Source organism: Bacillus sp. FSL R9-9834, from assembly GCF_038006905.1.
Lineage (GTDB): Bacteria > Bacillota > Bacilli > Bacillales > Bacillaceae_G > Bacillus_A > Bacillus_A pacificus.
On record NZ_JBBOWD010000001.1, the window covers coordinates 4,377,752 to 4,404,689 of the forward strand.

General features: G+C 37.0%; 29 protein-coding genes and 4 other annotated features. Of the genes, 11 read left to right on the forward strand and 18 right to left on the reverse strand.

Going from position 1 to position 26,938, the window contains the following annotated elements; all coding sequences use genetic code 11:
- Positions 1 to 12: 12 nt before the first annotated feature.
- Genes polX through zapA form a run of 3 tightly spaced genes read right to left on the reverse strand, consistent with a single transcriptional unit; the run spans position 13 to position 2,597 of the window.
- Positions 13 to 1,731: a DNA polymerase/3'-5' exonuclease PolX gene (polX, locus tag MKY00_RS22900; RefSeq protein WP_000867537.1), complete on the reverse strand. Its 1,719-nt coding sequence runs from the start codon at positions 1,729 to 1,731 to the stop codon at positions 13 to 15.
- 55 nt (positions 1,732 to 1,786) lie between these two features.
- The gene (locus MKY00_RS22905; RefSeq protein ID WP_000565408.1) at positions 1,787 to 2,326 is read right to left on the reverse strand and encodes a CvpA family protein; all 540 of its coding nucleotides are present in this window, start codon (positions 2,324 to 2,326) and stop codon (positions 1,787 to 1,789) included.
- 1 nt (position 2,327) lies between these two features.
- Complete coding sequence (gene zapA / locus MKY00_RS22910; RefSeq protein WP_000082701.1) at positions 2,328 to 2,597, reverse strand: cell division protein ZapA; 270 nt, start codon at positions 2,595 to 2,597, stop codon at positions 2,328 to 2,330.
- Positions 2,598 to 2,721: 124 nt separating this feature from the next.
- On the opposite strand from zapA, the gene rnhC reads away from it, so the two are divergent.
- The 3 genes from rnhC (at position 2,722) to MKY00_RS22925 (ending at position 4,440) form a co-directional block, all read left to right on the forward strand.
- On the forward strand, positions 2,722 to 3,657 hold the full coding sequence (gene rnhC / locus MKY00_RS22915; RefSeq protein WP_000071611.1) for a ribonuclease HIII: 936 nt from the start codon (positions 2,722 to 2,724) through the stop codon (positions 3,655 to 3,657).
- Between the two features lie 116 nt (positions 3,658 to 3,773).
- Positions 3,774 to 3,950 (forward strand): hypothetical protein, encoded by a 177-nt coding sequence (locus MKY00_RS22920; RefSeq protein ID WP_175574664.1) that lies wholly within the window; start codon positions 3,774 to 3,776, stop codon positions 3,948 to 3,950.
- A 238-nt stretch (positions 3,951 to 4,188) separates the two neighbouring features.
- Complete coding sequence (locus MKY00_RS22925; RefSeq protein WP_074585618.1) at positions 4,189 to 4,440, forward strand: hypothetical protein; 252 nt, start codon at positions 4,189 to 4,191, stop codon at positions 4,438 to 4,440.
- A 41-nt stretch (positions 4,441 to 4,481) separates the two neighbouring features.
- On the opposite strand, the gene MKY00_RS22930 is transcribed toward MKY00_RS22925, so the two are convergent.
- The 3 genes from MKY00_RS22930 to MKY00_RS22940 form a co-directional block, all read right to left on the reverse strand.
- Positions 4,482 to 4,616 carry a YuzL family protein gene (locus tag MKY00_RS22930; protein WP_000039588.1) on the reverse strand — a complete coding sequence of 45 codons (135 nt, stop codon included), beginning with the start codon at positions 4,614 to 4,616 and terminating at the stop codon, positions 4,482 to 4,484.
- Positions 4,617 to 4,708: 92 nt separating this feature from the next.
- Positions 4,709 to 6,100 carry an asparagine--tRNA ligase gene (gene asnS / locus MKY00_RS22935; RefSeq protein ID WP_000432167.1) on the reverse strand — a complete coding sequence of 464 codons (1,392 nt, stop codon included), beginning with the start codon at positions 6,098 to 6,100 and terminating at the stop codon, positions 4,709 to 4,711.
- A gap of 52 nt (positions 6,101 to 6,152) precedes the next feature.
- Positions 6,153 to 6,404: a binding site (T-box leader), on the reverse strand.
- Positions 6,405 to 6,539: 135 nt separating this feature from the next.
- Positions 6,540 to 7,379 carry a helix-turn-helix transcriptional regulator gene (locus tag MKY00_RS22940; RefSeq protein ID WP_016718633.1) on the reverse strand — a complete coding sequence of 280 codons (840 nt, stop codon included), beginning with the start codon at positions 7,377 to 7,379 and terminating at the stop codon, positions 6,540 to 6,542.
- 104 nt (positions 7,380 to 7,483) lie between these two features.
- Here MKY00_RS22940 and MKY00_RS22945 point away from each other — a divergent pair, with 104 nt between their 5' ends.
- Together MKY00_RS22945 and MKY00_RS22950 are read left to right on the forward strand one after the other, a co-directional pair.
- Positions 7,484 to 8,701 (forward strand): MFS transporter, encoded by a 1,218-nt coding sequence (locus tag MKY00_RS22945; RefSeq protein ID WP_016718634.1) that lies wholly within the window; start codon positions 7,484 to 7,486, stop codon positions 8,699 to 8,701.
- Entirely contained in the window at positions 8,688 to 9,083 is a 396-nt protein-coding gene (locus MKY00_RS22950; RefSeq protein ID WP_016718635.1) for a carboxymuconolactone decarboxylase family protein, read from the forward strand. Before MKY00_RS22945 ends, MKY00_RS22950 begins: the two co-directional genes overlap by 14 nt.
- A 58-nt stretch (positions 9,084 to 9,141) precedes the next feature.
- On the opposite strand, the gene pheT is transcribed toward MKY00_RS22950, so the two are convergent.
- The 3 genes from pheT to MKY00_RS22965 form a co-directional block, all read right to left on the reverse strand.
- Positions 9,142 to 11,562 (reverse strand): phenylalanine--tRNA ligase subunit beta, encoded by a 2,421-nt coding sequence (gene pheT / locus MKY00_RS22955; protein ID WP_016718636.1) that lies wholly within the window; start codon positions 11,560 to 11,562, stop codon positions 9,142 to 9,144.
- An 18-nt stretch (positions 11,563 to 11,580) separates the two neighbouring features.
- A complete protein-coding gene (pheS, locus tag MKY00_RS22960; protein WP_000388219.1) occupies positions 11,581 to 12,615 on the reverse strand; it encodes a phenylalanine--tRNA ligase subunit alpha in 1,035 nt (344 codons plus the stop codon).
- A 43-nt stretch (positions 12,616 to 12,658) separates the two neighbouring features.
- Positions 12,659 to 12,887: a binding site (T-box leader), on the reverse strand.
- Positions 12,888 to 12,935: 48 nt separating this feature from the next.
- The gene (locus MKY00_RS22965) at positions 12,936 to 13,733 is read right to left on the reverse strand and encodes a TrmH family RNA methyltransferase (protein WP_016718637.1); all 798 of its coding nucleotides are present in this window, start codon (positions 13,731 to 13,733) and stop codon (positions 12,936 to 12,938) included.
- Between the two features lie 82 nt (positions 13,734 to 13,815).
- Between MKY00_RS22965 and sspI the strand changes: the two genes are divergently transcribed.
- From sspI to MKY00_RS22990, 5 genes are all read left to right on the forward strand, one after another.
- On the forward strand, positions 13,816 to 14,025 hold the full coding sequence (sspI, locus tag MKY00_RS22970; protein ID WP_000009513.1) for a small acid-soluble spore protein SspI: 210 nt from the start codon (positions 13,816 to 13,818) through the stop codon (positions 14,023 to 14,025).
- 328 nt (positions 14,026 to 14,353) lie between these two features.
- Entirely contained in the window at positions 14,354 to 14,911 is a 558-nt protein-coding gene (locus MKY00_RS22975) for an HD domain-containing protein (protein WP_000554788.1), read from the forward strand.
- Between the two features lie 139 nt (positions 14,912 to 15,050).
- On the forward strand, positions 15,051 to 15,764 hold the full coding sequence (locus tag MKY00_RS22980; RefSeq protein ID WP_001182127.1) for a CPBP family intramembrane glutamic endopeptidase: 714 nt from the start codon (positions 15,051 to 15,053) through the stop codon (positions 15,762 to 15,764).
- A 141-nt stretch (positions 15,765 to 15,905) separates the two neighbouring features.
- On the forward strand, positions 15,906 to 16,277 hold the full coding sequence (locus MKY00_RS22985; RefSeq protein WP_000950042.1) for a hypothetical protein: 372 nt from the start codon (positions 15,906 to 15,908) through the stop codon (positions 16,275 to 16,277).
- A 37-nt stretch (positions 16,278 to 16,314) separates the two neighbouring features.
- A complete protein-coding gene (locus MKY00_RS22990; protein ID WP_016718638.1) occupies positions 16,315 to 16,671 on the forward strand; it encodes a hypothetical protein in 357 nt (118 codons plus the stop codon).
- Positions 16,672 to 16,693: 22 nt separating this feature from the next.
- On the opposite strand, the gene MKY00_RS22995 is transcribed toward MKY00_RS22990, so the two are convergent.
- Both MKY00_RS22995 and MKY00_RS23000 read right to left on the reverse strand, forming a co-directional pair.
- Positions 16,694 to 18,493, reverse strand: coding sequence for a DHA2 family efflux MFS transporter permease subunit (locus tag MKY00_RS22995; protein ID WP_000094780.1), 1,800 nt, complete (start codon positions 18,491 to 18,493; stop codon positions 16,694 to 16,696).
- Between the two features lie 12 nt (positions 18,494 to 18,505).
- Positions 18,506 to 19,159 (reverse strand): HlyD family secretion protein, encoded by a 654-nt coding sequence (locus MKY00_RS23000; RefSeq protein ID WP_001071400.1) that lies wholly within the window; start codon positions 19,157 to 19,159, stop codon positions 18,506 to 18,508.
- Positions 19,160 to 19,456: 297 nt separating this feature from the next.
- Here MKY00_RS23000 and MKY00_RS23005 point away from each other — a divergent pair, with 297 nt between their 5' ends.
- Positions 19,457 to 20,074 carry a TetR/AcrR family transcriptional regulator gene (locus tag MKY00_RS23005; RefSeq protein WP_000023673.1) on the forward strand — a complete coding sequence of 206 codons (618 nt, stop codon included), beginning with the start codon at positions 19,457 to 19,459 and terminating at the stop codon, positions 20,072 to 20,074.
- A 40-nt stretch (positions 20,075 to 20,114) separates the two neighbouring features.
- Here MKY00_RS23005 and MKY00_RS23010 read toward each other — a convergent pair whose 3' ends face one another.
- The 7 genes from MKY00_RS23010 to ytxC all read right to left on the reverse strand — a co-directional run bounded on the left by MKY00_RS23010 (position 20,115) and on the right by ytxC (position 26,870).
- The gene (locus MKY00_RS23010) at positions 20,115 to 21,200 is read right to left on the reverse strand and encodes a M42 family metallopeptidase (protein WP_000163568.1); all 1,086 of its coding nucleotides are present in this window, start codon (positions 21,198 to 21,200) and stop codon (positions 20,115 to 20,117) included.
- Between the two features lie 69 nt (positions 21,201 to 21,269).
- On the reverse strand, positions 21,270 to 21,761 hold the full coding sequence (locus tag MKY00_RS23015) for a dUTP diphosphatase (protein WP_000365050.1): 492 nt from the start codon (positions 21,759 to 21,761) through the stop codon (positions 21,270 to 21,272).
- Between the two features lie 469 nt (positions 21,762 to 22,230).
- Positions 22,231 to 22,587 (reverse strand): 50S ribosomal protein L20, encoded by a 357-nt coding sequence (rplT, locus tag MKY00_RS23020; RefSeq protein ID WP_001138362.1) that lies wholly within the window; start codon positions 22,585 to 22,587, stop codon positions 22,231 to 22,233.
- A gap of 37 nt (positions 22,588 to 22,624) precedes the next feature.
- Positions 22,625 to 22,825 carry a 50S ribosomal protein L35 gene (rpmI, locus tag MKY00_RS23025; RefSeq protein ID WP_001125945.1) on the reverse strand — a complete coding sequence of 67 codons (201 nt, stop codon included), beginning with the start codon at positions 22,823 to 22,825 and terminating at the stop codon, positions 22,625 to 22,627.
- A 21-nt stretch (positions 22,826 to 22,846) separates the two neighbouring features.
- On the reverse strand, positions 22,847 to 23,350 hold the full coding sequence (gene infC / locus MKY00_RS23030) for a translation initiation factor IF-3 (protein WP_000973214.1): 504 nt from the start codon (positions 23,348 to 23,350) through the stop codon (positions 22,847 to 22,849).
- A gap of 62 nt (positions 23,351 to 23,412) precedes the next feature.
- Positions 23,413 to 23,533, reverse strand: a sequence feature (ribosomal protein L20 leader region).
- A gap of 210 nt (positions 23,534 to 23,743) precedes the next feature.
- Positions 23,744 to 25,681, reverse strand: a complete 1,938-nt coding sequence (thrS, locus tag MKY00_RS23035) for a threonine--tRNA ligase (protein ID WP_000786083.1) — start codon at positions 25,679 to 25,681, stop codon at positions 23,744 to 23,746.
- Positions 25,682 to 25,728: 47 nt separating this feature from the next.
- Positions 25,729 to 25,957: a binding site (T-box leader), on the reverse strand.
- 31 nt (positions 25,958 to 25,988) lie between these two features.
- Complete coding sequence (gene ytxC, locus MKY00_RS23040; RefSeq protein ID WP_000569618.1) at positions 25,989 to 26,870, reverse strand: putative sporulation protein YtxC; 882 nt, start codon at positions 26,868 to 26,870, stop codon at positions 25,989 to 25,991.
- Positions 26,871 to 26,938 lie beyond the last annotated feature (68 nt).

Here is a 26,938-nt window from a genome sequence, read left to right on the forward strand (position 1 = left end):
GTCCCCCTTGTGTTACTTATTACGTTTAATATAGTCTAATAAACGTTCAATATCCCACGTGTTAATCACGTTATCTTTTTGAATCCAACCTTTACGCGCTGCCGCTACACCTGTTTCCATATCTTCTAACATTTCAAGTGTATGAGCATCCGTATTAATCGCTACTTTTACACCAGCATCTTGTGCTTGTTTTAATAATTTCGCGCTTAAATCTAGACGGTTTGGATTTGCATTTAATTCTAAAACTGTATTTGTTTCTTTTGCGAGTTCGATTAATAAGTCTGTATCTACATCATAACCTTCACGGCGTCCAAGAAGACGTCCTGTCGGATGAGCAATCATTGTGACATGCTTATTCTCTAGCGCCGCACGAAGACGTTTCATAATCGTTTCACGGTCTTGTGAGAAGCTCGAGTGAATTGCTCCAATGACATAATCTAATTCTGCTAATACTTCATCATCAAAATCAAGCGAAGCATCCGGTAAAATGTCCATTTCAATTCCGCGTAAAATTGTAATGTCTGGATACTTTTCGTTCATACGTTCAATTTCTTTCGCTTGTTCACGAAGGCGCTCTTTCGTTAAACCGTTCGCTACTTTCAAGTATTGTGAGTGATCCGTAATTGCCATAAATTTATATCCACGAGCACGGCATGCTTGTACCATCTCTTCAATAGAAAAAGCACCGTCACTCCATGTTGTATGCATATGTAAATCACCTTGTATGTCAGAGAACTGAATTAAGTTTGGATACTCTTTAATTAATTCAATTTCTTTTCCATCTTCACGCACTTCTGGCGGGATAAATGGAAGACCGAAATGAGCAAAGAATTCTTCTTCCGTCTCAAATGTTTTCACTTCACCTGTTTCCAAGTTCTCCACGCCATATTCACTAATTTTCTCGCCTTTATCTTTTGCGATTTGACGCATTTTTACGTTATGGTCTTTTGATCCTGTGAAATGGTGAAGAGTTGTAATAAACTCTTCTGGTTTTACTAAGCGGAAATCAATCGAAATATCATATTCATATTGAAGACGAACAGAAACTTTCGTATCCCCGCTCGCAATTACTTCAATCATATTATCGAATTGTAGTAAATGCTCACGTACTGCAGCTGGTTCTGTCGTTGCAATAATAAAGTCTAAATCTTTCACTGTTTCACGAACACGGCGCAAACTACCAGCGCGCGAGAAACGAATTACCTCAGCAATATTCGACAATTTCTCCTCTATTTCCCCGGCAATAGGCAATACCATCGCGATTGGTAAACGCTCCGGACGAGATCCTACTTGATCGATTGCTTCTAATATTTTCTCTTCTGTCTTCTTACCGAAACCAGCTAAAGCTTGTACTTTATTTTCCTCACAAACCGCTTTTAGCGATTCCATATCAACAACACCAAGTTCTTTATATAACTTAGCTACCTTTTTACCACCAAGGCCTGGTAATTTTAATAACGGTAATAAGCTACTTGGCACTTCTTTTTCAAGCTCTTGTAATACTTCAGATGTTCCCGACTCTATATATTCTTGAATAACTGCTGCTGTTCCTTTTCCAATGCCAGGAATCTTCGTGAAATCTTCAATCTCAGAAAGACTACGATCATCACTTTCTAATGCTGCTGCCGCTTTACGAAACGCCGATATTTTAAATGGATTCGCGCCCTTTAGTTCCATAAAAAGCCCGATTGTCTCTAATAATTTAATCACTTGTTTTTTATTTACTTTCATCATTGTCCCGCCTTTCTTTCATAGAAAAAAACTTCTCTTTCCGAAAAAAGAGAAGTTATACTCTGCTACCTGTCTGCCATAGTTCCTTCACCTTTTCAGAGAGAATCGGTGTATCGTCTACAATTATTTTGCTAATTGATGATTGTTGTAATGGTGTTTGTAATTGTTCAATCGGAAGAATGTTCCCAATGATAATTAAGACAAACAAAATAATATATACTTCTAAAAATCCGAGGATTGCCCCCGCAAACGCATTTACTTGCTTTAAAACCGGTATTTCTGCAAACATATTTAACAAATTACCAAGTAATGAAAGTGCAATTTTTGTGATAATAAACAATATGATAAACGCAAGCGCTTGATAAAATACTGTCTCAATATTATTTGCATCAATCCATTCTGGAACAGATACGTTTTTATCAAATGGATACGGAATAAATTTCGCAAGTGCTGGCGCTAAATCTTTACAGTACCAGTATGCAACAAGGTATGCGATAATAAAGCTTGTTAACTTTACAAGTTGCAAGATGAACCCTCTGCGTAAGCCGAGGAAAAATCCCATAACAAGCAGTAAAATGATAATAATATCAATCATGTTATTCCATTCCTTTTTTTGTCATACTTTCTTTCAATTTCTCATGTTCTTCTTTTAATTTTATGTAATCGTGTATGACGTTTACCGCCGTCAATACCGCTAGTCTACTCGTGTCAAGCGAAGGATTCTTGGCATTGAGTTCGCGCATTTTATCATCCACAATCGCTGCTACCATGCGGATATGACTTGTACTTTCATCGCCAACAACTGAATATTGCTGACCATAGATTTCTACATTAATTCGACTTTTCTTTCCCTTTTGTTGTGACAACTCACCGGCCTCCAATCACGTACAGAATCCTAAAGTTTATCATACCATGAACCTTCATAATATGGAAACAGAAAGAACAATCCGATATGATAAAAATAACAATATAAAAAAAGGGGCGACCATTATGTCAAATTCTATCGTAATTCAAACAAGTTCTACAGTAATTGAAGACATGAAACAACAATATAAACATTCGCTTAGCCCGAAAACTCCGCAAGGCGGGATCTTCATGGCAAAAGTGCCATCGTGCACCATTACAGCGTATAAATCCGGAAAAGTAATGTTCCAAGGTGGACGTGCTGAAGCAGAAGCTGCCCGTTGGCAAACTGTCTCCCAAACTCCAAAAACAGCTGTAAAAAAATCTGTCGATTCACACCGTTATGCACCGCCTGCTTCTATCGGTACAATGTCAATCGTAGGGTCAGATGAAGTGGGTACTGGTGATTTCTTCGGACCGATGACAGTAGTTGCTGTATATGTGGATGCGAAGCAAATCCCACTACTAAAAGAGCTTGGTGTAAAAGACTCTAAAAACTTAAATGACGAACAAATTACTGCCATTGCGAAACAACTTCTTCACGTTGTCCCTTACAGCTCTCTCGTCCTTCATAACGAAAAATATAACGAGCTATTTGATAAAGGAAACAACCAAGGTAAGTTAAAAGCTTTACTACACAATAAAGCTATTACAAACTTATTAGCTAAAATTGCACCTACAAAACCTGAAGGCGTCTTAATCGACCAATTTACACAACCTGATACATACTACAAATATTTAGCAAAACAAAAACAGGTACAGCGTGAAAATGTTTATTTTGCGACGAAAGGCGAAAGCGTCCATTTAGCAGTAGCCGCTGCTTCCATTTTAGCTCGTTACTCATTCGTAAAACAATTTGACGAACTAAGTAAAAAAGCTGGTATGCCGCTTCCAAAGGGTGCTGGTAAACAAGTTGATATCGCCGCTGCTAAATTAATTCAAAAGCTTGGTAAAGAGCGATTACCTGAGTTTGTGAAACTGCATTTTGCTAATACAGAGAAGGCGTTTCGCTTATTAAAATAGTATCGACAAAAACAGGAGCCTACAAACTCCTGTTTTTTGTTTCACCCTACTATTGTCCTTATAGTTTTGTTATAATTATAATATACAGATTATTCTAACATAGGAGGAGATTCCCATTGCTACTTCTACAAATGATTCTAAATATTTTACTAGGTAATCCACACGAAAGACAGTTTGAAATTAGAGAAAACATTCAGCTACTCAGTGAGCAACGAGAGTTCAACGATTTAATAGAGCGTTACGGCCGGTCTTTCTTATTAAACTTTCGGATTCGAAGATTTATCCCACTTTAACGGGCAGTAAGACCCCCACCTCAAAATTCAGCGAAAGCAAAGAAGTTGGGTGGGGGATCAACTGCCCATAAAAGTCCGATTGGTTCAACTAATAATCAGTGGGGGATGACCCCCCCCACTGATTAAAGTTTCACTTTATCGGGAAACACGATGCCCGCTCGTTAATACATAATCCCGCAAAACTACAACACTTCTGCGAGGAGCTTGAATGTATGATTAGAAAAAGGAGGTTTTTCATATGAACGCTGTAAAAGTAAAAAAGATATTATATGCTTTCGTACACATCGTAGGTCCACTTTCTTACCTCACTATTTCTACCATTTGGGGAGCTTTTTTCACTACTAAATCTACATTTGAAAATATATCTGATAATCTTGGTGTGATGGCCATCTATTACGTGTTCATGAGCTTACTGTGGTTTTTCTATTTCGATCGATTAGACAAGGATGTAGATAACATTACAAAAGAAATTAACGATAAGAAAATGTAATATATAAAAAAGGAGAGTCGCCAAGACTCTCCTTTTTTATGTTAGCTTCGTTTCTGCTTCTTATTTGATGAAGGTACTTTATGAGAACCTGTTTCATGTGTTGTCGTTCCTTGTCCTTCTACTTCTGGAGAACCTAGGCCCGATCTTGAATGATCTTTTTTCACTTTTTTACTCATTTATATTCACCCCTTCGCGTTACTTTTTGCTACAGGAGAATAAACTATACAAAATAAAAAGCGAGAGGAAATCCTCTCGCTTTTTTCATATTTTAGAATTCAGAAGAACCTGGAGTTCTTGGGAATGGAATTACGTCACGGATGTTAGCCATGCCAGTGATGTACATTAGGAAGCGCTCGAAACCTAGACCGAATCCAGCGTGTTTTGTACCGCCGTATTTTCTAAGTTCTAAGTACCACCAGTAGTCCTCTTCGTTCATACCTAATTCTTTAATTCTGTCTACTAAAACGTCCATTCTTTCTTCACGTTGACTTCCGCCGATTAATTCGCCGATGCCAGGAACTAGAAGGTCAGTAGCAGCCACTGTTTTACCGTCGTCATTTAAGCGCATGTAGAATGCTTTAATGTCTTTCGGATAGTCAGTTACGAATACAGGGCGTTTGAAGATTTCTTCTGATAAGTATCTTTCGTGCTCTGTTTGTAAGTCAATTCCCCATTCTACTGGGTATTTGAAGTCAGCACCTGATTCTTGAAGTACTTTAATTGCTTCTGTATAAGTGATACGACCGAAGTCAGAGTTAATTACGTTGTTCATGCGCTCTAGAACTGTTTTATCAACGAAGCTGTTGAAGAATTCCATTTCTTCTGGTGCATGCTCTAATACGTATTTCATTGCATATTTCAGCATATCTTCTGTAAGGTTCATTACGTCACCTAGTTCAGCGAATGCAATCTCAGGCTCAACCATCCAGAACTCAGCAGCGTGGCGAGTTGTGTTTGAGTTTTCTGCACGGAATGTAGGTCCGAATGTGTATACATCACGGAATGCTAATGCATAAGCTTCAGCGTTCAGCTGTCCACTTACTGTTAAGTTTGTTTCTTTGCCGAAGAAGTCTTTTGATTCATCAACTTGTCCGTCTTCGCCTTTTGGTACGTTGTTTAAATCTTGCGTTGTTACGCGGAACATTTCGCCCGCACCTTCTGTATCACTACCAGTGATGATAGGTGTGTGAACATGTACGAATCCACGCTCTTGGAAGAATTGGTGAATCGCAAATGCTGCGATAGAACGTACGCGGAACGTTGCAGAAAATGCATTTGTTCTTGGACGTAAGTGAGCGATTGTACGTAAGTATTCAAACGTATGACGTTTCTTTTGAAGTGGGTAATCAGAATCTGATAAGCCCTCAATATCAATTTTTTCTGCTTTAATTTCAAATGGTTGCTTCGCTCCAGGCGTTACAATTACTTTACCTTCTACTTTAACTGAAGAGCTAAGTGGAAGTTTTGCAATTTCTTTGAAGTTATCTAATTCTGTATCGAAAACGATTTGAACGCTTTTGAAGAAGCTACCGTCGTTTAATTCGATGAAACCAAACGCTTTTGAATCACGTAAGTTACGAATCCACCCTGATACTTGTACTGTTTGACCTGCGTATTTATCTGTATCTCTATACAGACTTTTTACTAATGTGTTTTCCATAGTGAAATTCTCCTTTGCTGATATATTTAAATACAAAAAAACCTTTCATCCATAAAGGGACGAAAGGTTAAACTTCGCGGTACCACCCAATTTGTCATAAAGACCAACTTTAACTCGTATGTAATACATACTTCCCAGTTTGTAACAGGCCGGATTCCCGTCTAAGTCTACTCTTGAATACAAGATTCAATTTCGGTTAGCAACTCCAAGGTGTTCTTCACATATACCGCCTCATCAGGCTTTCACCGTCCCTGACTCGCTTTGGATTATAGTATATACTACTTTTCCTTATCATCGTCTTTCATTTTGTTAAACTAAAATTAATGTACTACATTCGAGAGAAAGATGCAAGATGTCGGAAAATATATCAGTATTTTTCTTTTTTAACAACATATATTTAAACGATTTCCATGAGAAACTAATTCTCTACCGTATTATTCTAATTCACTTTTAATAATTCTTTCATCTTCATTTCTGTATCTTCCTCTGTACGTGGCTGATAAATTGTAAGCTTTAATTCAGGTGCATCATAAACCTGGAGTGTAACATGATCCATAACTAACGTTCCTACGGCAGGATGTAAAAGTACTTTCCGACCAATAGGTGTTCCTTGCACTTCATGATTTGACCACCACATACGAAATTCACTACTTCTTTCCGTAAGTTCCTCAATCACATTTTTAAACCACTCGTCCCCAATAAATTGTGTATATGTAGCGCGGAACTGTGCAATTAAACGCTGTGCATGATTTTCCCAGTTTTCAAATAGTTTACGGTATTCTTTTGATGTAAAACAACGCCACACCGCATTTCGATTTCTCTCATCCATTTCACCAAAATCACCAAATACAACGCTGGCAGCCTTATTCCAATGAACAATGTTAAGTTTTTCATCAATTACATAAGCAGGACAAAATTGTAATTGATCTAATAATCCCTCTAAAACTCCATTTATATGTCCAGCAATCGGCTTCCTTATTTGAGAAGATAGCGAAAGATTTGCCAATAAAATCAAATGATTTCTTTCTTCTCCCTCCAACCGAAATACACGAGAAATTGACTCTATAACTTCTTGAGAAACTTGGATATCACGCCCTTGTTCTAACCATGTATACCATGTCAATCCAATTCCCGCTAATTGTGCAACTTCTTCTCGTCTTAATCCTTTTGTTTTTCTTCGCTGACCAATTGGTAAATTAAATTGCTCAGGAGTCAACCTAGCGCGGCGGCTTTTTAAAAAATCTGCTAGTTCCTTCCTTCTATCTGCATCGCTTAACATATAATATTCCCCTTTATTAGTGGTAGTTTTTATACCAGTATAAATACACTCCTATTTTCATTATAAACCTACCTTTATCTTAATAAGTAAAGGAGGTGAATTTTATGATAATAAAAAATATAGAAACACATTCTTTTGAACTAACACAGCGATTTGTTTTATTTATGGCGGTAATATGTGGTTTTACAGTAGCAAACGTGTATATAAATCAAACTCTTTTAGTAAGTGTAGCCCATACTTTTCATGTTTCAGAAACTAGAATCGGTATTGTCGCTACTGTAACCCAAGTCGGATATGCACTAGGAAATCTCTTCATAGTTCCTTTAGGGGATATACTTGAGAGAAAAAAATTAATTTTAATTTTATTGTCTCTCATTTGTATTAACTTAGCTTTAGCCGCTTTCTCAACAGATATGACTTGGCTAATTGGAGCTAATTTTATTCTTGGATTTGTTACAATCATTCCCCAGATTGTAATCCCTTTCGTCTCTCAATACGCCACTGATCGAAATAGGGGTCAAATTTTAGGCAATGTATCTATCGGTCTAGTTTGCGGCATTTTAGGAGCTCGATTAATTAGCGGATTCATCGATATTCACTTCGGATGGCGAACTGTTTATGGGATTTTTTTCATAAGTACTTTCATTCTTATGTTATTAGTGAAAATATATTTCCCTAAAGGAGATAAGCCTCATCACATGCAATATAAAAAGCTTCTCTTTTCTTTCATCCCACTCTTGTTGCAAGAGAAAATGTTACGAAAAGCTTGTTTAAGTCAAGGGATGGTATTTGGAGCTTTCAGTGTTTTTTGGACTACACTTATTTTCTTATTAACCACACGTCCTTATCATTACGGAAGCTCTACTGTTGGATTAATCGGTTTAGTAGGAATAGCAGGAGCATTTGCAACACCTATTATTGGACGCATTATAGATAAAAAAGGAGCCATATTTGCGAACGCTTTATGTACGTTTATTTCATTTTTTTCTTTTTTACTATTTTTATTTTCAGGGTACTGGTTACCAGGACTTATTGTAGGGGCTCTTTTACTTACAGCTGGCACTCAAGCAAATCAAGTAGCTTGTCAAGCACACCTTTTCCAATTAAATCCTGAGAAACGAAGTAGTTTGAACGGCATATACATGGTCGCAACATTTCTCGGTGGGTCTATAGGCTCATACTTCGGGCTACTCGTCTGGAGCAAATGGCAGTGGACCGGAGTATGCATTCTTGGAATTTCCATGATAAGTATTACACTAATCTCATTTATAAAGGTGCCTCACTATACTAGAAAGGAAGATGTATGTAATGAAAAATCCTAGTGTGAATTATGAAAAAGGAATGAAAATTTTAGCAAAAATCGCTCCTGAACATTACCAAAAGATCGTAAATAACCTTGCAGATTCTGTTGCACCTGATTTAGGAACATTAGCTGTAGAATTTAACTACGGTCAAATTTTTGCCAGACCAGGTCTCGACTTGAAATCCCGATTACTTGCGACCGTTGCTGGATTAACAGCTTTAGGAAATACTGAACAACTGAAATTTTATATAAACGGAGCTTTAAACGTCGGATGGACAGAAGAAGAAATCATTGAAGTAATGATGCAGATGATTATATATGCCGGATTTCCTGTAGCATTAAATACCATTTTAACGGTTGCTACCGAAGTTTTTACAGAAATAAAAACAGGCACAATGTAATTAAAAATAAAAAAGGTTGAGTATCCATTAAAGGGTACTCAACCTTTTTATTTAAAAATTACTTACGTAACTCCGCACCAAATTTCTCTTCTACCGCTGTTAATACACGGTTATGTGCTTCTGTTACTTCTTCGTCTGTTAACGTACGCTCTGGATCGAAGTAGTTCATAGAGAATGCAAGTGACTTCTTGCCTTCTTCCATTTTTTCACCTTCGTATAAGTCAAATAGTGTTACGTCTTTCAGAAGTTCCCCGCCAGCTTCAGCAATAACTTGCTTCATTTCGCCAGCTTTTGTTTCTTTCGTTACGACAACAGCCATGTCACGTGTCATGGATGGGAAACGTGGAATCGCTGAGTAGTAAGTTTCTTCTGCGTCTGCACCGAATACTTTTACAAGAGATAGTTCAAATACGAATGTATTTTTCACATCTAATTGTTTTTCTGCTTCTGGGTGCAATTGACCGATGAAACCAATTACTTCGCCATCTAATACGATGTCAGCTGTACGACCTGGGTGCATACCTTCACGTTTTGCTGGTGCATAAGTGATTTGGTTTGAAACGCCAAGTACGTCGAATAATCCTTCTAGTACACCTTTCACAACGAAGAAGTCTACTACTTTCTTCTCACCTTGCCATGCATGGTGAAGAGCAAGACCTGTCATAACACCTGCAAGATGTTGTTCTTCTTTCGGAAGTTCTCCTTCTTCTGTCGGTAAGAAGATAGAACCTACTTCGTATAAAGCAACACTGTCGTTTTTACGTGCAACGTTGTATGAAACTGCTTCTAACAATTGTGGTACTAAGCTTAAACGAAGTTGGCTACGTTCTTCACTCATTGGAAGTGCAAGAGCGACAGGCGCCTTTTCGTTTGGCTCAACCATATATTGTTTCGCTTTGTCAGTGCTTGTTAATGAATACGTGATTGCTTCATATAAACCAGCACCTTCTAAGAAGCGACGTACTTTACGACGTTTCGTTTGTGCTGATGTTAATTTACCACGAGTCATCGTTCCAGAAGGTAATGTAACTGGAATGTGGTCATAACCGTATAGACGGCCCACTTCTTCTACTAAGTCTTCTGAAATTGTAATGTCAGGACGACGTGCTGGTACATTCACGTGGAATGTTCCTTCTACTTCTGTGAATGGGAACTTTAAGTTTGTGAACATTGTACCCATTTCACTTGCAGAAATATTTGTACCTAATACACGGTTTACTTTGTCAGCAGTAACAGATACTGTACGCTCTTGTACTTGTAAGTTGTCAGCTTCTACTACACCTTCAAGCGCCTCACCGCCAGCGTATTTCGCCATTAAAGCAGCTGCGTGTTGAATTGCTTCAAATGTACGTGTTGGGTCGATTCCTTTTTCGAAACGCGCACTTGACTCACTGCGAAGACCTAAGTCTTTTGATGTACGGCGCACTGTTTGACCCGCAAAGTATGCAGACTCAATTAGAACGTTTACTGTCTCATTTGTAACTTCAGAATCCGCTCCACCCATTACACCAGCAACAGCTAAAGCTTTTGTACCGTTTGTAATGACAAGATGGTGGCTTTGTAATGTACGTTCTTGATCATCTAACGTTTCAATTTTTTCACCTTCTTTTGCAAGACGAACAACGATTTCTTTTGAACCTAATTTATCGTAATCGAATGCATGTAACGGTTGACCGTATTCCATTAAAATGTAGTTTGTAATATCAACTACGTTGCTAATTGGACGAATGCCAGCTGCCATAAGGCGCGTTTGCATCCACATTGGTGACGGACCAATTTTTACGTTCTTTACCATTTTTGCAATGTATAATGGGTTTTCTTCTTTCGCTTCTACACTTACAGAAATGTAATCAGCAGTTTTTTCTGCTGTTTCTTGTAAGTCGATAGCTGGAAGTTTTACTTCACGGCCATAAATAGCAGCTACTTCATATGCAACACCTAACATGTTTAAGCAATCTGCACGGTTTGGTGTTAAACCAAGCTCAAGTACTTCATCATGTAAGTTTAAAATTTCAAGTGCATCTGCACCAACTTCAGCGTCACTTGGGAAGATGAAGATACCATCTGCATATTCTTTTGAAACTAACTTTCCATCAATGCCAAGCTCTTGAAGAGCACAAACCATACCGTGAGAAGCTTCACCACGTAGTTTTGCTTTTTTAATTTTGAAATTACCAGGTAGTACAGCGCCAACTTTTGCAACTGGCACTTTTAAACCTTTTGCAATGTTAGCAGCACCACAAATAATTTGAACTGGTTCTTCTTCACCGATATCGATTAAGCATTTGCTTAACTTATCAGCTTCTGGGTGTTTTTCACATTCTAATACGTGACCAACTACAACACCTTTTACACCTTTATTTAATACTTCAACGCCTTCTACTTCAATACCACTTTTCGTGATTTTGTCTGCTAGTTCTTGTGCCGTTACATCTTTAATATCTACATACTCTTGTAACCAACGATATGATACGAACATACTTATCCTCTCCTTCCCTTACGCTCGTTTGAATTGTTGTAAGAAACGTACATCATTTGTATAGAAATGACGAATGTCATCTACGCCGTATTTCAACATTGCGATACGCTCTGCGCCCATACCGAATGCGAAACCTTGATATTCTTTTGAATCATAACCAGCCATTTCAAGTACGTTCGGGTGAACCATACCTGCGCCTAAAATTTCAATCCAACCAGTTCCTTTACAAGTGCCGCAACCTTTGCCGTGACACATCATACAAGAAATATCCATCTCTACAGATGGCTCTGTGAATGGGAAGAAACTTGGACGAAGACGGATTTCACGATCTTCACCGAACATCTTTTTCACGAATACTTGCAGTGTACCTTTTAAGTCACTCATACGAATATTTTTATCAATTACAAGACCTTCAATTTGCATGAACTGGTGTGAATGCGTCGCATCATCGTCATCGCGGCGATACACTTTACCAGGACAAATAATTTTAATTGGGCCTTTTTCTTTATTATTTTCCATCGTACGTGCTTGCACAGAAGATGTATGTGTACGTAGTAACGTTTCTTCTGTAATGTAGAATGTATCTTGCATATCACGTGCTGGGTGATCTTTCGGTAAGTTTAATGCTTCGAAGTTGTAGTAGTCTTTTTCTACTTCTGTTCCTTCCGCTACTTCATAACCCATACCGATGAATACATCTTCAATTTGTTCAACAACAGCTGTTAACGGATGGTGACAACCTGTTTCAACAGGACGACCTGGTAAGGTAACATCAATTGTTTCAGTAGCTAATTTCGCTTCAATTACTGCTTTTTCTAAGTTGCTGATTTTGTCATCTAGACGCGTTTGAATCGCTTCACGTACTTCATTTACTAATGCTCCCATACGTGGACGCTCTTCTGCTGATAATTTTCCCATGCCGCGTAATACTTCTGTAATTGGACCTTTTTTTCCTAAATACGCTACGCGTACGTCGTTTAAGCCTTTTAGCTCTTTCGCTTCTTCAATAAGCTCTAACGCTTTTTGCTTTAGCTCTTTTAAACGTGCTTCCATTTGGAACCCTCCTAATTTTAAAAATAAAAAAACCTCGCTCCCAAAAAGGGACGAGGTAAATTCGCGGTACCACCCTAAATTGACAGAACATGTCTGCCCACTCATTAGTTATAACGATCAATTCTGACCGGAACGCCTTTACATATACATGGTCCTGGCGTCAACTCCAGAGGTGAATTCACTTCCGTCTACCATAAGAATGCTTTCAGTCTACGGCATTCTCTCCCTATATGGCGATTTTGTAAGCTACTCTTCTCTATCAACGTTTTTCGTTATTTAACTTTTAATATAATGTACTTCAACTTATTATAAGAAGTTTTTTATTTGTTCGCAACCGGGCTTTGCAAATAATACGTTAAAATCCCTGCTGCAACTGCAACATTTAATGATTCTGCCCCGCCGTAAATCGGAATATACAAGTTTTGATCCGTTTTCGCAAGAATTTCTTGACGTACGCCGTTTCCTTCATTTCCTACAATTAATGCAAAACTACCAGCTGGTGTTACTTCCCCGTACGGAACTCCATTTTCAAGAGCTGTTCCATATACAGGAACGTTATTTTCTTTTAACTTGTCTACCCATTCTTCTAAGTTCCCTTTTACAATTGGTAAGTGGAAAATAGAGCCTTGTGTAGAACGGAGTACTTTACTATTATAAACATCAACACAACCTTCTCCAAGCACAACGGCATGAATGCCAGCTGCATCAGCTGTACGAATAATCGTCCCTAAGTTACCTGGGTCTTGCAGACCATCTAGTAAAAGAAACTTTCCATCAGCAAGAGCTACTTCTTTCTCATGCTTTTCACAGACAGCAAATACACCTTGCGTCGTTTCTGTTTCACGAAGTACTTTTACGATTGCTTCCGGTACGATATACATCTCTACATCATTAACTGTCCAATCTTTCGGAAGGTCTGTCTGATCTGAAACGATAAGTTCTGTTACAACTCCTACTTTTAAAGCTTCCTCCACTAAGTGGAATCCTTCTACAAAAAATAAACCTTTTTTATCGCGTTCTTTTTTCGTTTGCAGCTTTTTCCACTGCTTCACACGCGGATTTTGTACTGAATCAATGTTTTTCATAATATGTATTTCCCTCTCTTCTTGTCTTATCATTATAGCCTATTTTTCATACATATTTACATAAAAAAGAACAAAAACTAACGTCAGTTTCAATTCTGAAGAAGAGGTGAAAACAATGAGTTTTAATTTACGCGGTGCTGTATTAGCAAATGTATCTGGTAATACACAAGATCAATTACAAGAAACAATTGTCGATGCAATTCAAAGCGGTGAAGAAAAAATGCTACCAGGTCTTGGTGTTTTATTTGAAGTCATTTGGAAAAACGCCGATGAAAATGAAAAGCACGAAATGTTAGAAACACTAGAGCAAGGATTAAAAAAATAAGCAATTTGAAAATCACCTTTGCATAGGCCAAGGTGATTTTTTTTGCGGAAAAATTTTTTCTTCTCCTAAACATTTCTACTTTACTAACGAACTATGATGGAGTACAATGTTCAAAATACATTTAAACCGATCGATTTTCTTTATAGACACCATAAGATAAAGTGAAACTTTAATTAGTGGGGAGGGGGGGTCATCCCCACTAATTATTAGTTGAACCAATCGGGCTTTTACGGGCAGTTGATTCCTCACCTAACTTCCTCGTATTCGCTGAATTTTGAAGTAGGAATCTTACTGCCCGTTAAAGCGGGATAAAAGGAGTGAATGTTTTATGCACCGTATTACGCTTGAACAAATTTTTAAACACCATATTACACAAAAATACGTAAATCGTTCTGGGATGGTCCACGCGATTGCTGTCGCTTACCATGCGTTTCACTTAGCTAAAAAGCATCACGCCTCAGTCGATGCTGCTACAAAGGCTGGTTTCCTTCATGATATCGGACATCATACGTGGTACACAGGCGGCGAATGGGACTATGATTTATATAAAAAGAATGATATACACGCAATTAAAGGAGCAGAAAGAGCTCATAAATTGCTTATTAGATTAGGAGAGCACCCTAAACTAGCAAAAGAGATTTCTATCGCCATTCTTCTTCATACTGATTCTTTCTTAGTAGAACAAGAAATCGAAAGAACATCTCTTCAAAACATTATTAAATGGGCAGACGAAGCAGATGAAGAACCGGGCGGAGCGCATCATTATCGAACAATTTCTTATGAAAAAGCATTAAAAGCTATTCAACAGTTAGACCGTTTAGTAGAGCGTGAATTGCAAATAGAGCAATCAAAATCGAATAACAAAGCAGAACATAGTTATCAATAAGAAAGAGGCATCACTATAGGGTGATACCTCTTTTATTATTTTATGGAAAATACACCTTTATATGTAATATTTAAATGTTACACCCGAAAACGATATGCTTTATAATTAAATATACAAATATAAAGAGGTGATTTTACAAATGCAACCCGCTACACAACTTTCTAATGAACAGAAATACTCTATGTCATGGTTACAATTTATTAGCTCCGTTTTATTCGCTTTTTTCGGAACCGGACTTATTACTGTGTTCCTCGCAATGCCATTAACAATTTATACAGCTGGTCTCACAAATAAAAAACAAATTGCCCTGTACGAATCTATTGCCAATACCGCAAGTACCGTATTACAACTAGCCGTACTGTTATTCTTCATTTTTAAATTCGAACCCGCAAAAAAATTACTACTAAAATCTTTTAACTTTAAAGCACTGAAAGAATGGCGCACATACGTATATTTACTTCTTTTCTTCGTTATAAACATCGTACTCAATTACATACTGTTAAATTATGTGTTCCAAAATGCAACGAAGCAGCAATCTTCCGCACTAAGCTTAGACGTCTTTAAGCAATATCAAATATTATTGCTTCTCAGCTTCGCCATACTCACACCCATTTTTGAAGAACTTATTTTCCGTGGTTTTATACTTCGCTTCTTCTCAGAACGCTTTCCATTTTGGATCGCAGCCATCGTAACAAGTTTCTTCTTCGGTATCGCTCATACATACTCACTTGGGGTTATGGTAATTACTTTCTTCATGGGATTATTAATGGCTATTTTATGTAAAAAAACAAAATCCATTATTCCAGCTATGTTATTTCATATTATGAATAATATGTTGGCGTTCTTGAGTTAAAAAGAGGTATCATCGCGATACCTCTTTTATTAATTCGTATGACCACTACTCATTTCTATCAAATTATACATATTCATTAATAATATCCAAAATAAACCTCATGTAGTAAAATATAACTGATTACACAGAGGGAGATTACATATGTTGAGCTTACTTTGGATTGTTTATATGCCACTTCTTGTTTTATGCGGATTTTTCGGTGGTATTTTTTTAATTGTTACTAGCGTGAAACACCGTAAATTATTTGTCGGTTTAATGGGGCTACTTAGCTTTTCCTTTGTCACACTACCTTTTGTTTTTTGGGGCATGGGAGTGGAGAGCAATACAATCATCCCTATTTCAACTACTTTATATTGGATACTGTTTTCTTTAACTGGATTATTAGCAGGGATAAGTGGATTACAAGCCAAAATTAAAAGTATACGTAATATGGGATTCATTATTTTTACCGCTGGAATATTAGGGGTTATTTTCTGGGTGCTCATGTCTGTAGGTGATTCATTCTATATATAACATTTTTTGAAACCCAAAAATCGGAGGTAATACAGAAGTGTTCGGAATATTAACTTGGATGATTTTAGCTCTTACTTTCATGTTATGTGAATTCATCGTCGGTATTTTTTTAATTATTGCTGGCATGAAACATCGGAAATCACTTACCACTATAGCTGGTTTCATTAGCATATTACTTATCGTTGTTCCTATCTTTTGTATAGGTTCTGGAATAGATTTAGAAGGGATGGTTCCAATTTCGGGAACTTTATATTGGTGCTTCTTCTCTTTAGCTGGACTATTAACTATTATAAGCGGCAGACACATATCGAGTATTCGTTCTATGGGGACGATTTTGTTTATAGCAGGGCTTTGCTCCGTAGCTGGTTATCAGCTTTTATATGTAACTGCATAAAGAACACAAAAAAGCAGGGAAATTAATTCCCTGCTTTTCTATTTGGTTTATTGCCTGATTGCAAGAAGAACGATAACACCCATGCAACACCTGCTAATATTGTTGCAATTAAGAATGCATCGTTAATACCGTTAATTGCAGATAGCTTTGAAATTTGTCCATATAATAGTTGCGTGCTCATCGCATCTCCTGCTTGCGCTGATCCAGCTAAGGCCGCTAAGCTTTGCCCCATGCCATGTACTTTATCAACTAAAATTGGGTTTGACGTTGTTAACATGTTACCGTAATCTGCTACGTGAGCAGTTGTTTGTTGCGTCATAAGTGTGATTAAAATCGCTGTTCCGATTGAACCAGCTACTTGCCTTGATGTATTTTGCGTTGCTGTACCGTGAGAAATTAATTTCATCGGCAGTGCGTTCATACCAGCTGTCATAATTGGCATCATAATGAATGACATACCAATTGAACGTATAATATAGTCCGTCATAATAACGCTATATGGCGTATCCATTGATAACTTTGTAAATTCATATGTCGCAAACGTTGTAATAGCTAATCCAACAATCGCTAACGGACGAATTCCATATTTATCAAATAGTTTACCTGCAATAGGTCCCATGATTCCCATAATTAATGAACCTGGAAGTAATAATAAACCTGATTCAATTGGTGTGAAGCCACGAATGTTTTGCAGATATACTGGAAGTAGTAACATACCTCCGAATAATGCCATCGTAACGATTGCGTTAATTAATAAAGTGAAAGTAAATACTGGATATTTAAATACTTGTAAATCAAGCATTTTATTGTCTGTTGTCAACTCTCTCCAAATAAATAACGCTAAACCAATTACACCGATAACAAGTGAAATAACAACTTCGGCACTAGTCCAACTATTATTTCCAGCTTCACTAAATCCGTACAACAAGCTTCCTAGTCCAATACTTGAACTAATAACACCAAATACATCTAATTTCGTTTTAGATACTGGCTGAGCTAGTGTAAAGAATTTTAAAGATAGGAAGGTAATAATTAAACCGATAATAAACATCGCATAGAACATTAAGTTCCAGCTGTAGTTTTCAATTACCCAACCTGTTACAGTTGGTCCGATAGCTGGAGCTAAAATCATCGCTACACCTAGTAATCCCATCGCTGCTCCGCGCTTATGAGGTGGGAATAATGTCATGAAGATATTCATACCAACCGGCATTAAAATACCTGCACCGACCGCTTGAATAATACGACCTGTCATCATCATTGTAAAGTTTCCTGATGTAGCACAAATGATAGATCCTACAGTAAAGAATAACATTGCTGCTACGAATAATTTACGATACGTAAATCGTGAAACTAAAAAGGCACTAATCGGTACTAAAATACCATTTACAAGCATGAATCCTGTAATTAACCATTGTGCTGTTGAAGTTGATACGTTAAATTCATTCATTAACGGTGGCAATGCAACGTTAATAATTGTTTGGTTTAAAATAGAAACGAACATACCGAGAATTAATACTGTTACAACTGCTTTTACATTTACATTCTCTATAGGCATAGACGTTTGTTTTTTCGGCATTTCTTTTTCTTGTTTTACTTCTTCTTGCTTGCTTGTTTCTAACTCAACTACATTAGAAATTTCTACTTCTTGCTTTTGTTCATTTTCTTTCTCTTCTGTTTCTACCTTACTTACTTCTATTTTACTTACGGCTGGGACTTGTTCTTCTCCCACGTTCGTTTTTTTCTTTCGTAAAAGACGATTTACAAGGAAGAAGACGATTATACAAAATAGTGCATATCCTACAATTGCAATTGAGGACATCTCATCTCCCCCTTACTTATGAATACGAACTGACACATTCATTCCAGGAACAATATTTACTGATTTACTATGATCTAAAGAAATTTTAACTGGTACAACTTGCTTTACTTTCGTATAGTTCGCTGTTGCGTTACTTGATGGTAACATTGAGAATGTGTTCGCTGTTGTTAAGCCAACTTGTTCTACTTTTCCTGTTAACGTTGTGTCTGGGTATGCATCTACATATACATCTACCGTTTGGCCTTTTTGAACATCATCAATTACTGTTTCTTCAATATTTGCTGTTACCCATAAATTGTTCATATCAAATGCATACGCAATCGGGCTACCTGCTCCAACGAAAGCATTTGTTGTTGCGTTTGATTGTACAACTGTTGCGTTTTGCGGAATTGTTACATCTACTGTTTGTTCTCCATTTGCTGCTGCTACAGTAACAGCACCTAATTTATCGTTTTCATTGTAGTTCTTACCTACTTCTGCTTTCCAGTCAGTTAGTTTACCTGCTACTGGTGACGCAATCGGAATTACCTTTCCGTCAATCTTTGCATTGTCTGTTTTTAAGTAATTTTCCGTTTGGTTGTAATAGTAATAAGCGCCAATACCGCCGCCAACTAGTACAATTAATGTGATAATGTTGATAATTACCATTCTTCGAAACTGATTCATTGCATTCCTCTCCTTATATCGCATATAATTTTTTTCTAAACTATTTATGTCCTTATTGTTTAGATTGCTTAATTGTTAATTATATTAACTTTTAAACAAAAAAATCACACCATCTGCGGTGTAAATCGAAATTTATCTACCTGCGAGCGGTGCTGATTTCTGAAGGACTATCGTTTATAATTATAAATAATTATTTTAAATCTACAACCGACAATTTACGTATGAAATGTCGTTTAAACAACAATATAACGCTGATATGTTGTTTAAGTAAAGAAAATTAAACAAGGGGAAATAAAAATGTCTATTAAAAATACAAATGATCCACGTGTAAAACGGACGAGACAACTCATACAGGATGCTTTTGTCGCTTTAGTAGGCGAAAAAGGGTTTGAAAATGTAACTGTTCAACATATTGCAGAACGTGCTCCTGTAAATCGTGCTACGTTTTATAGCCATTATCACGATAAATATGACTTATTAGACAAAAGCATTGAAGAAATGTTAGAGAAGTTAACAAAAGTCATTAAACAAAAAAATAGAAATAAAGAAGATTTTCAACTTACATTTGATTCACCACATCCAAGTTTTTTGGCCTTGTTCGAACATATTGCAGAAAATGCGAACTTCTATAACGTCATGCTTGGTGATAAAGCTGCCGGAAATTATACGTATAAAATGATGAAAGCAATTCAAACACATTTAACATTAAGCCTCTCTATTTCACAACCTAACGATGAAAAACTAATGGTTCCACGTGATATTCTTATTAGTTATGTTACTGGTGCCCACCTCGGCATGATTATGTCATGGCTAAAAAAAGGAATGATATATACCCCGCATTTTATGGCCATGCAATTAACTCGTTTAATCATTTTAGGGGCTCATACTGCAGCTGGATTAGAACGGCCTTTTTAAAACATAAAAAAGCGAAGGAGAGGCTCCTTCGCTTTTTCTATTAATTAAATGTAATGTTATGTACTGCCTCTTTATCAAGACGTTTAATAACTTCTACAATTAACTTCACTGCATTTTCATAGTCATCACGGTGTAACATTGCCGCATGAGAATGAATGTAACGCGTTGCAATCGTAATGGCCATAGACGGAATACCATTTACAGCAATATGAATTGCACCTGCATCCGTTCCACCGCCCGCTACTGAATCATATTGGTATGGAATTTGTAATTCATCAGCAACATCAACTACAAAGTCACGTAAACCTGTATGACCAATAACAGAAGCATCATATAAAATAATCTGTGGTCCATCACCCATTTTACTTTGCGCTTCTTTTGATGTTACACCAGGTGTGTCACCAGCGATACCAACATCTACTGCGAACGCGATATCTGGTTTAATATAGTTTGCAGATGTTTTTGCACCACGAAGACCGACTTCTTCTTGTACAGTCCCGACGCCATATACAACGTTTGGATGCTTTTCATCTTTTAATTGTTTTAATACATCAATTGCAATTGCACAACCAATTCGATTATCCCATGCTTTTGCAAGTAACATTTTTTCATTCTTCATCACTTGGAATTCAAAGTAAGGTACAACTTGATCTCCTGGTCGTACGCCCCACTCCATTGCTTCTTCTTGGCTAGAAGCACCAATATCGATGAACATGTCTTTAATTTCAACTGGCTTTTTACGCGCTTCTGGAGGTAAGATATGAGGTGGTTTTGAACCGATAACACCTGTTACATCTCCTTTACGCGTTACAATTGTTACGCGCTGTGCAAGCATAACTTGTGACCACCAGCCACCAACTGTTTGGAAACGAAGGAAACCTTTGTCATCAATTTGTGTAATCATAAAGCCAACTTCATCTAAATGACCTGCAACCATAATTTTCGGGCCGTTTTCTTCCCCTACTTTTTTCGCAACTAAACTTCCTAAATTATCAGTAGAAAGTTCGTCCGCAAACGGCTCAATATATTTCTTCATTACTTCACGTGGTTCACGCTCGTTACCCGCAATACCACGTGCATCTGTTAATTCTTTTAGCATTGTCAATGTCTCGTCTAATTTTGTCATTGCCAACACCCTCCTTTTTCTTCAGTCACTTCATTATACAAAAGGAAATTGAAATATTCAAAAATTAACTTAGTATCCTTGTGTTTGACGCTGATGATTTACTTCGTTTTTATCTAAATATGCCTTTTCAATCTCTTCTTGTTCAAACTCAAGCGCTTGTCCTAGTCGAAGGTAGCTTGTAAATAATTCAATATAGTTCGTAATAGATGGTTGATCTGTAAAACGAATTACCTTCGCATATGTGTCTAAGAAAATTTCTACTTGTGTTTTATTCGTCTGTGCACACTTATAGAATAGGAAGTTTTTATCAATACCTAAATCAATTCCGATTGATAAAATAAAATGTAAACCATCTACGTATTCTTCTAGTATGACTTCACGTTCTGATGCTGGTTTGTTGCTCCAATATTTAAAACAACGTGTTTCATTTGCAAGTTCTCCAATTTCTACAAGAAGAGCTAACATTTTCTCTTTTAACAATTTTTTCGGTTGTAAGTCATGTTCTTTCGCAATACGGTCATCTAATTCTTTTTGTAATTTAAATAGTTGTAGTAAGTCCACTCTATTGTCCTCCTCCAACATCGCATGTTACGCAACAATGTTGTTTCATTTCAAAGTTCATTATTATTTTTCATTTCTTATTAATAAGTAAGCCATTTACCTCTTTACAAAATAGCTTGTCCTTAATTTACAAATACGTTTCAATCATCACGATTAGATTGTTCACTCCGATTGGTGATAGGTAATCATTATCTGTGTATTGTCCACTAATGAAAATGTTATTTTATCTGATGAAAGTTCCATATCATCTTTCCATTATAGCAGTGTCGTTTCACCTAGGAAAGATACTCTTCTTTCCAAAGGGGCATAATAAAAAAAAGCCAGAAGGATTCTCCTGACTTCATATGTATATTCTTCTATATTGCTATAGCTTTTATATAGGTTTTGTCATATCAATAACGACATCTCTCTCTTTGTATACAAATAAAAAACCTTAGAAGAAAATTCTCCTAAGGTTTCAACTAATTAATTAGTTAATGTTGTTTTTTGCAACTGTTGCTAATTCAGCGAAAGCTTTTTCGTCATGAACAGCTAAGTCAGCAAGCATCTTGCGGTTAACTTCGATGCCAGCATTTTTAAGACCGTGCATTAAGCGGCTGTAAGAAAGACCATTCATACGAGCTGCTGCGTTGATACGTGTAATCCATAATTTACGGAAGTCACGTTTCTTTTGACGGCGGTCACGGAATGCATACATTAGAGATTTCATAACCTGTTGGTTAGCAACCTTGAATAATGTATTTTTTGAACCGTAGTAACCTTTTGCTAATTTAATTACTTTTTTACGACGTTGACGAGTAACTGTACCACCTTTTACTCTTGGCATAATATTACCTCCTAATTGTTCTATATATCAGCCGAACTTATTTTAAGTTGTCAAGCATTTGACGAATGCGTTTGAAGTCACCAGCGCTTACTACACCAGCTTTACGTAGTTTACGTTTAGCTTTTGTAGATTTGTTAGCGAATAAATGGCTTGTGTAAGCGTGAGAACGTTTCAGTTTACCTGATCCAGTCTTTTTGAAACGCTTTGCAGCGCCGCGATGAGTTTTTTGTTTAGGCATAGGTATTTCCTCCTCTATCTATTACTTATCGTTTTTCGGTGCTAAAACTAAGAACATACTGCGTCCTTCCATTTTAGGCTTAGATTCGATTGTACTAACTTCAGCACAAGCTTCTGAGAAGCGATCTAAAACACGTTGACCGATTTCTTTATGAGTAATGGCACGTCCTTTAAAGCGAATTGACGCTTTAACCTTGTCGCCTTTCTCTAAAAACTTGATAGCATTACGAAGTTTTGTGTTAAAGTCGTGTTCATCAATTGTTGGACTTAAACGTACTTCTTTCATGCTAATTACTTTTTGATTTTTGCGCTGTTCTTTTTCTTTCTTCTGTTGCTCAAAGCGGAATTTACCGTAGTCCATAATGCGGCATACTGGCGGTTTCGCATTTGGAGCAACTAATACTAAATCAAGATTAAGATTTGCAGCTAAGTCTAAAGCGTCATTACGAGACTTGATTCCAAGTTGATCGCCATTTGCACCAACTAAACGTACTTCACGTGCACGAATTTGCTCGTTAATCATCATATCCTTGCTAATAGTAAGCCACCTCCAAGGTTTTCTCAGAACATAGTTTGTAGTCATAGAACCCGACAAAAAAAGTGCGGGCATACGACACCCACACTTGTAAAATCTTAAGTAAGAAATACATTTACCTGTAAACTGCGAATGCGTCCATCAGGTGAGAAGCGGGTGCTTCTACTTGTTCCACAAAACAATATTCTATTATCCTTGATGAGTTTATCATAGGACATGACGTCTGTCAAGAAGACGCGATGTGTTTTACTAACAACAAGAAATATTGTAACAAACAACTAACATACTTGCAATACTTTTTTACGATAAGTGTTACATGGTTTTTTTTTCTAATTTTCCTTACTCATATTACATAGAAAAGCCGCGGTATACCGCGGCTTTTTCTTATCGTTTTCCTTCTACTTTAATCATATCAACAAAAGCATCTAATGCGATTGTTTCTGATTTTTGTTCACCGTATTTACGTACGTTTACGCCGTTTTCAGTTACTTCATTGTCACCTACTACAAGCATGTACGGAATTTTTTGCATTTGTGCTTCACGGATTTTGTAACCAATTTTCTCTTCACGAGTATCTAATTCAACACGGATACCAGCACGACGCAATTCATCTTGTACTTTCTTCGCGTAGTCTAAATGTACTTGCGGAGAAACTGGAATTACTTGTACTTGAACTGGAGCTAACCAAGTTGGGAATGCACCTTTGTATTCTTCAATTAAGAAGGCTACGAAACGTTCCATAGTAGATACAACACCACGGTGAATTACAACTGGACGATGTTGTTTACCGTCTTCACCAACGTAAGATAGTTCAAAGCGTTCTGGAAGTAAGAAGTCTAATTGTACAGTTGAAAGTGTTTCGTCTTTTCCAAGAGCAGTACGAACTTGAACGTCAAGTTTTGGACCGTAGAATGCCGCTTCACCTTCAGCTTCATAGTAATCAAGACCCATTTCATCCATAGCTTCTTTTAACATACCTTGTGCTTTTTCCCACATCTCATCATCAGCATAGTACTTTTTAGTATCTGCTGGGTCGCGATAAGATAGACGGAATGAGTAGTTCTCTAAACCGAAATCTTTGTACACTTCTAGCGTTAAGTTTACAACACGTTTTAATTCTTCTTTAATTTGATCTGGGCGTACGAAAATGTGCGCATCGTTTAAAGTCATTCCGCGTACACGTTGTAATCCAGATAACGCACCTGACATTTCATAGCGGTGCATTGTTCCAAGTTCCGCAATACGGATTGGTAATTCACGGTAGCTGTGAATATCGTTTTTATAAACCATCATGTGGTGAGGACAGTTCATTGGACGAAGAACTAACTCTTCATTATCCATTTCCATTGATGGGAACATACCATCACGGTAGTGGTTCCAGTGACCAGAAGTTTCATAAAGCTCTCTGCTTCCTAGTACTGGAGTGTATACGTGATCATAGCCTAAGCTTGCTTCTTTATCAACGATGTAACGCTCGATAATGCGGCGGATTGTTGCACCCTTTGGTAACCAAAGTGGTAAACCTTGTCCTACTTTTTGGCTATTAGTAAATAGTTTTAATTCTTTACCTAATTTACGGTGATCGCGCTCTTTCGCTTCTTCAAGCATACGTAAGTGCTCATCTAATTCTGCTTTCTTAACGAATGCAGTACCATAAATACGTTGTAGCATTTTATTATTGCTATCACCGCGCCAGTAAGCACCTGCAACGCTTAATAATTTAAATACTTTAATTTTCCCTGTAGATGGAAGGTGAACACCACGGCAAAGGTCGAAGAATTCGCCTTGCTCATAGATTGAAATAACTGCATCTTCTGGAAGATCGTTAATTAAATCTAATTTTAACTCATCGCCGATTTCTTCAAAACGACGAATTGCTTCTGCACGTGGTACTTCATGACGAACGATTTCTAAGTTCTCGTTCACAATCTTTTGCATTTCTTTTTCGATTTTCTTGAAGTCTTCAACTGTAATTGCTTCTTCCATATCAATATCGTAGTAGAAGCCATTTTCAATTACTGGACCAATGCCAAGCTCAACCTTAACATCTTTATATAAACGTTTTAACGCTTGCGCTAAAAGGTGAGCTGTTGAGTGGCGTAAAATATATAAGCCATCTTCAGAATCTAATGTAATGATAGAAACTGCACCATCTTCTTCGATTGGTGTAACAAGATCGATCATCTCATCATTTAATTTTCCAGCCACAGCTTTTTTCTTTAAGCCTGGGCTAATAGAAGCTGCGATTTCTTCAGTTGTTACGCCTTTTGGAAACTCCTTCACAGCTCCATCAGGGAAAGTAATTTTAACTACATCTGCCATCACTGGTCACTCCTCTTTTTCTCAAAATAAAAAACACTCATCCCGTAAAAAGGGACGAGTGTTGAATTCGTGGTTCCACCCTTGTTCCAATTAACATAATTGTTAATTGCTCAAGTTCAACATAACGGTGTTGTCCGTTAGCAATTACTAGAAAAACCGTTCACTGCTAAAGTTTAGAGGTGGTAAGTAATAATCCCGTACTAGGAAGCTCACACCCTAAGGCTTCCCTCTCTGAAAATCGTAGAAAACTACTCATGTCCTCATCATGACATTTCAATATATTTCATTTATGTAGGTAATTATATGCTCAAAAACTTAGAAAATCAAGGGCGTTACCTTTATTTTTTAAATTTTTCACATTGCGCTCAAACTCATGTAATCCATGTAATTGTACCCGTTCTTGAAATACATTTCGCAAAGTAATAATCATATTATGATCTTGTTCCTTCGTATATAAATAAATTTTTTTCGGCGAAATAGAAAGAAGTGGTGCAATTACTTTCGTATCAATATATACATCCTTTTGTTTTAATAAGTCTTCATCTATATATTGAACCAATTTCTCTTGTTTTAAACGTCTACCTTTATCATCATAGAAAATAAAACTTTCATCAAAAATAAGATGGACACATGACAAACGTGACTTCCGGCTACGAACTTGTTGCCGGAGCGTTTCAATAAACATTTGATATTCTTGTTCCAACTTATACTCATCAATTGCCACTTCAGCAAGCTTAGCTACCATTTCCCTATATGTACGAAGACGAAAGCGAACATATGATGAAAACGAGAATGAAAGCGGATCACAAAGCCAGTTATTTAAAGAGGATTTAATATATGATTCAAATGTGTGACGTGTTAATTCACGAGCAATTCCTTTTCTTCTCCCTTTTAAAATCTCTTGTGCCATATGTAATATTTGATGGCACTCTTCCTCTTCTTCATAAAAAAACTTCTCTTTTAAGATTGTATATATCCACTCATTTTGTTTCACATTCACAATGAAATATACCATTACTGGCAATAAAATCTTTTCAATATAATTTGATTCACATACTGGTATGTGAATCACCACTTTTTGTTCCTGTAAATACACACTCGTTTCCTTATATAACAGTTCCGCTCTTTTCAGTAGTTGCCTATATACATGCATAGCATCATTTTTTTCTTCGAAGCAAATTTCAATCACTTTTGTCCCCCCTTTTATCCCTGCTCTAAAGGACTGTATCTATACGTTACAAATCCTATAAGAGTCCG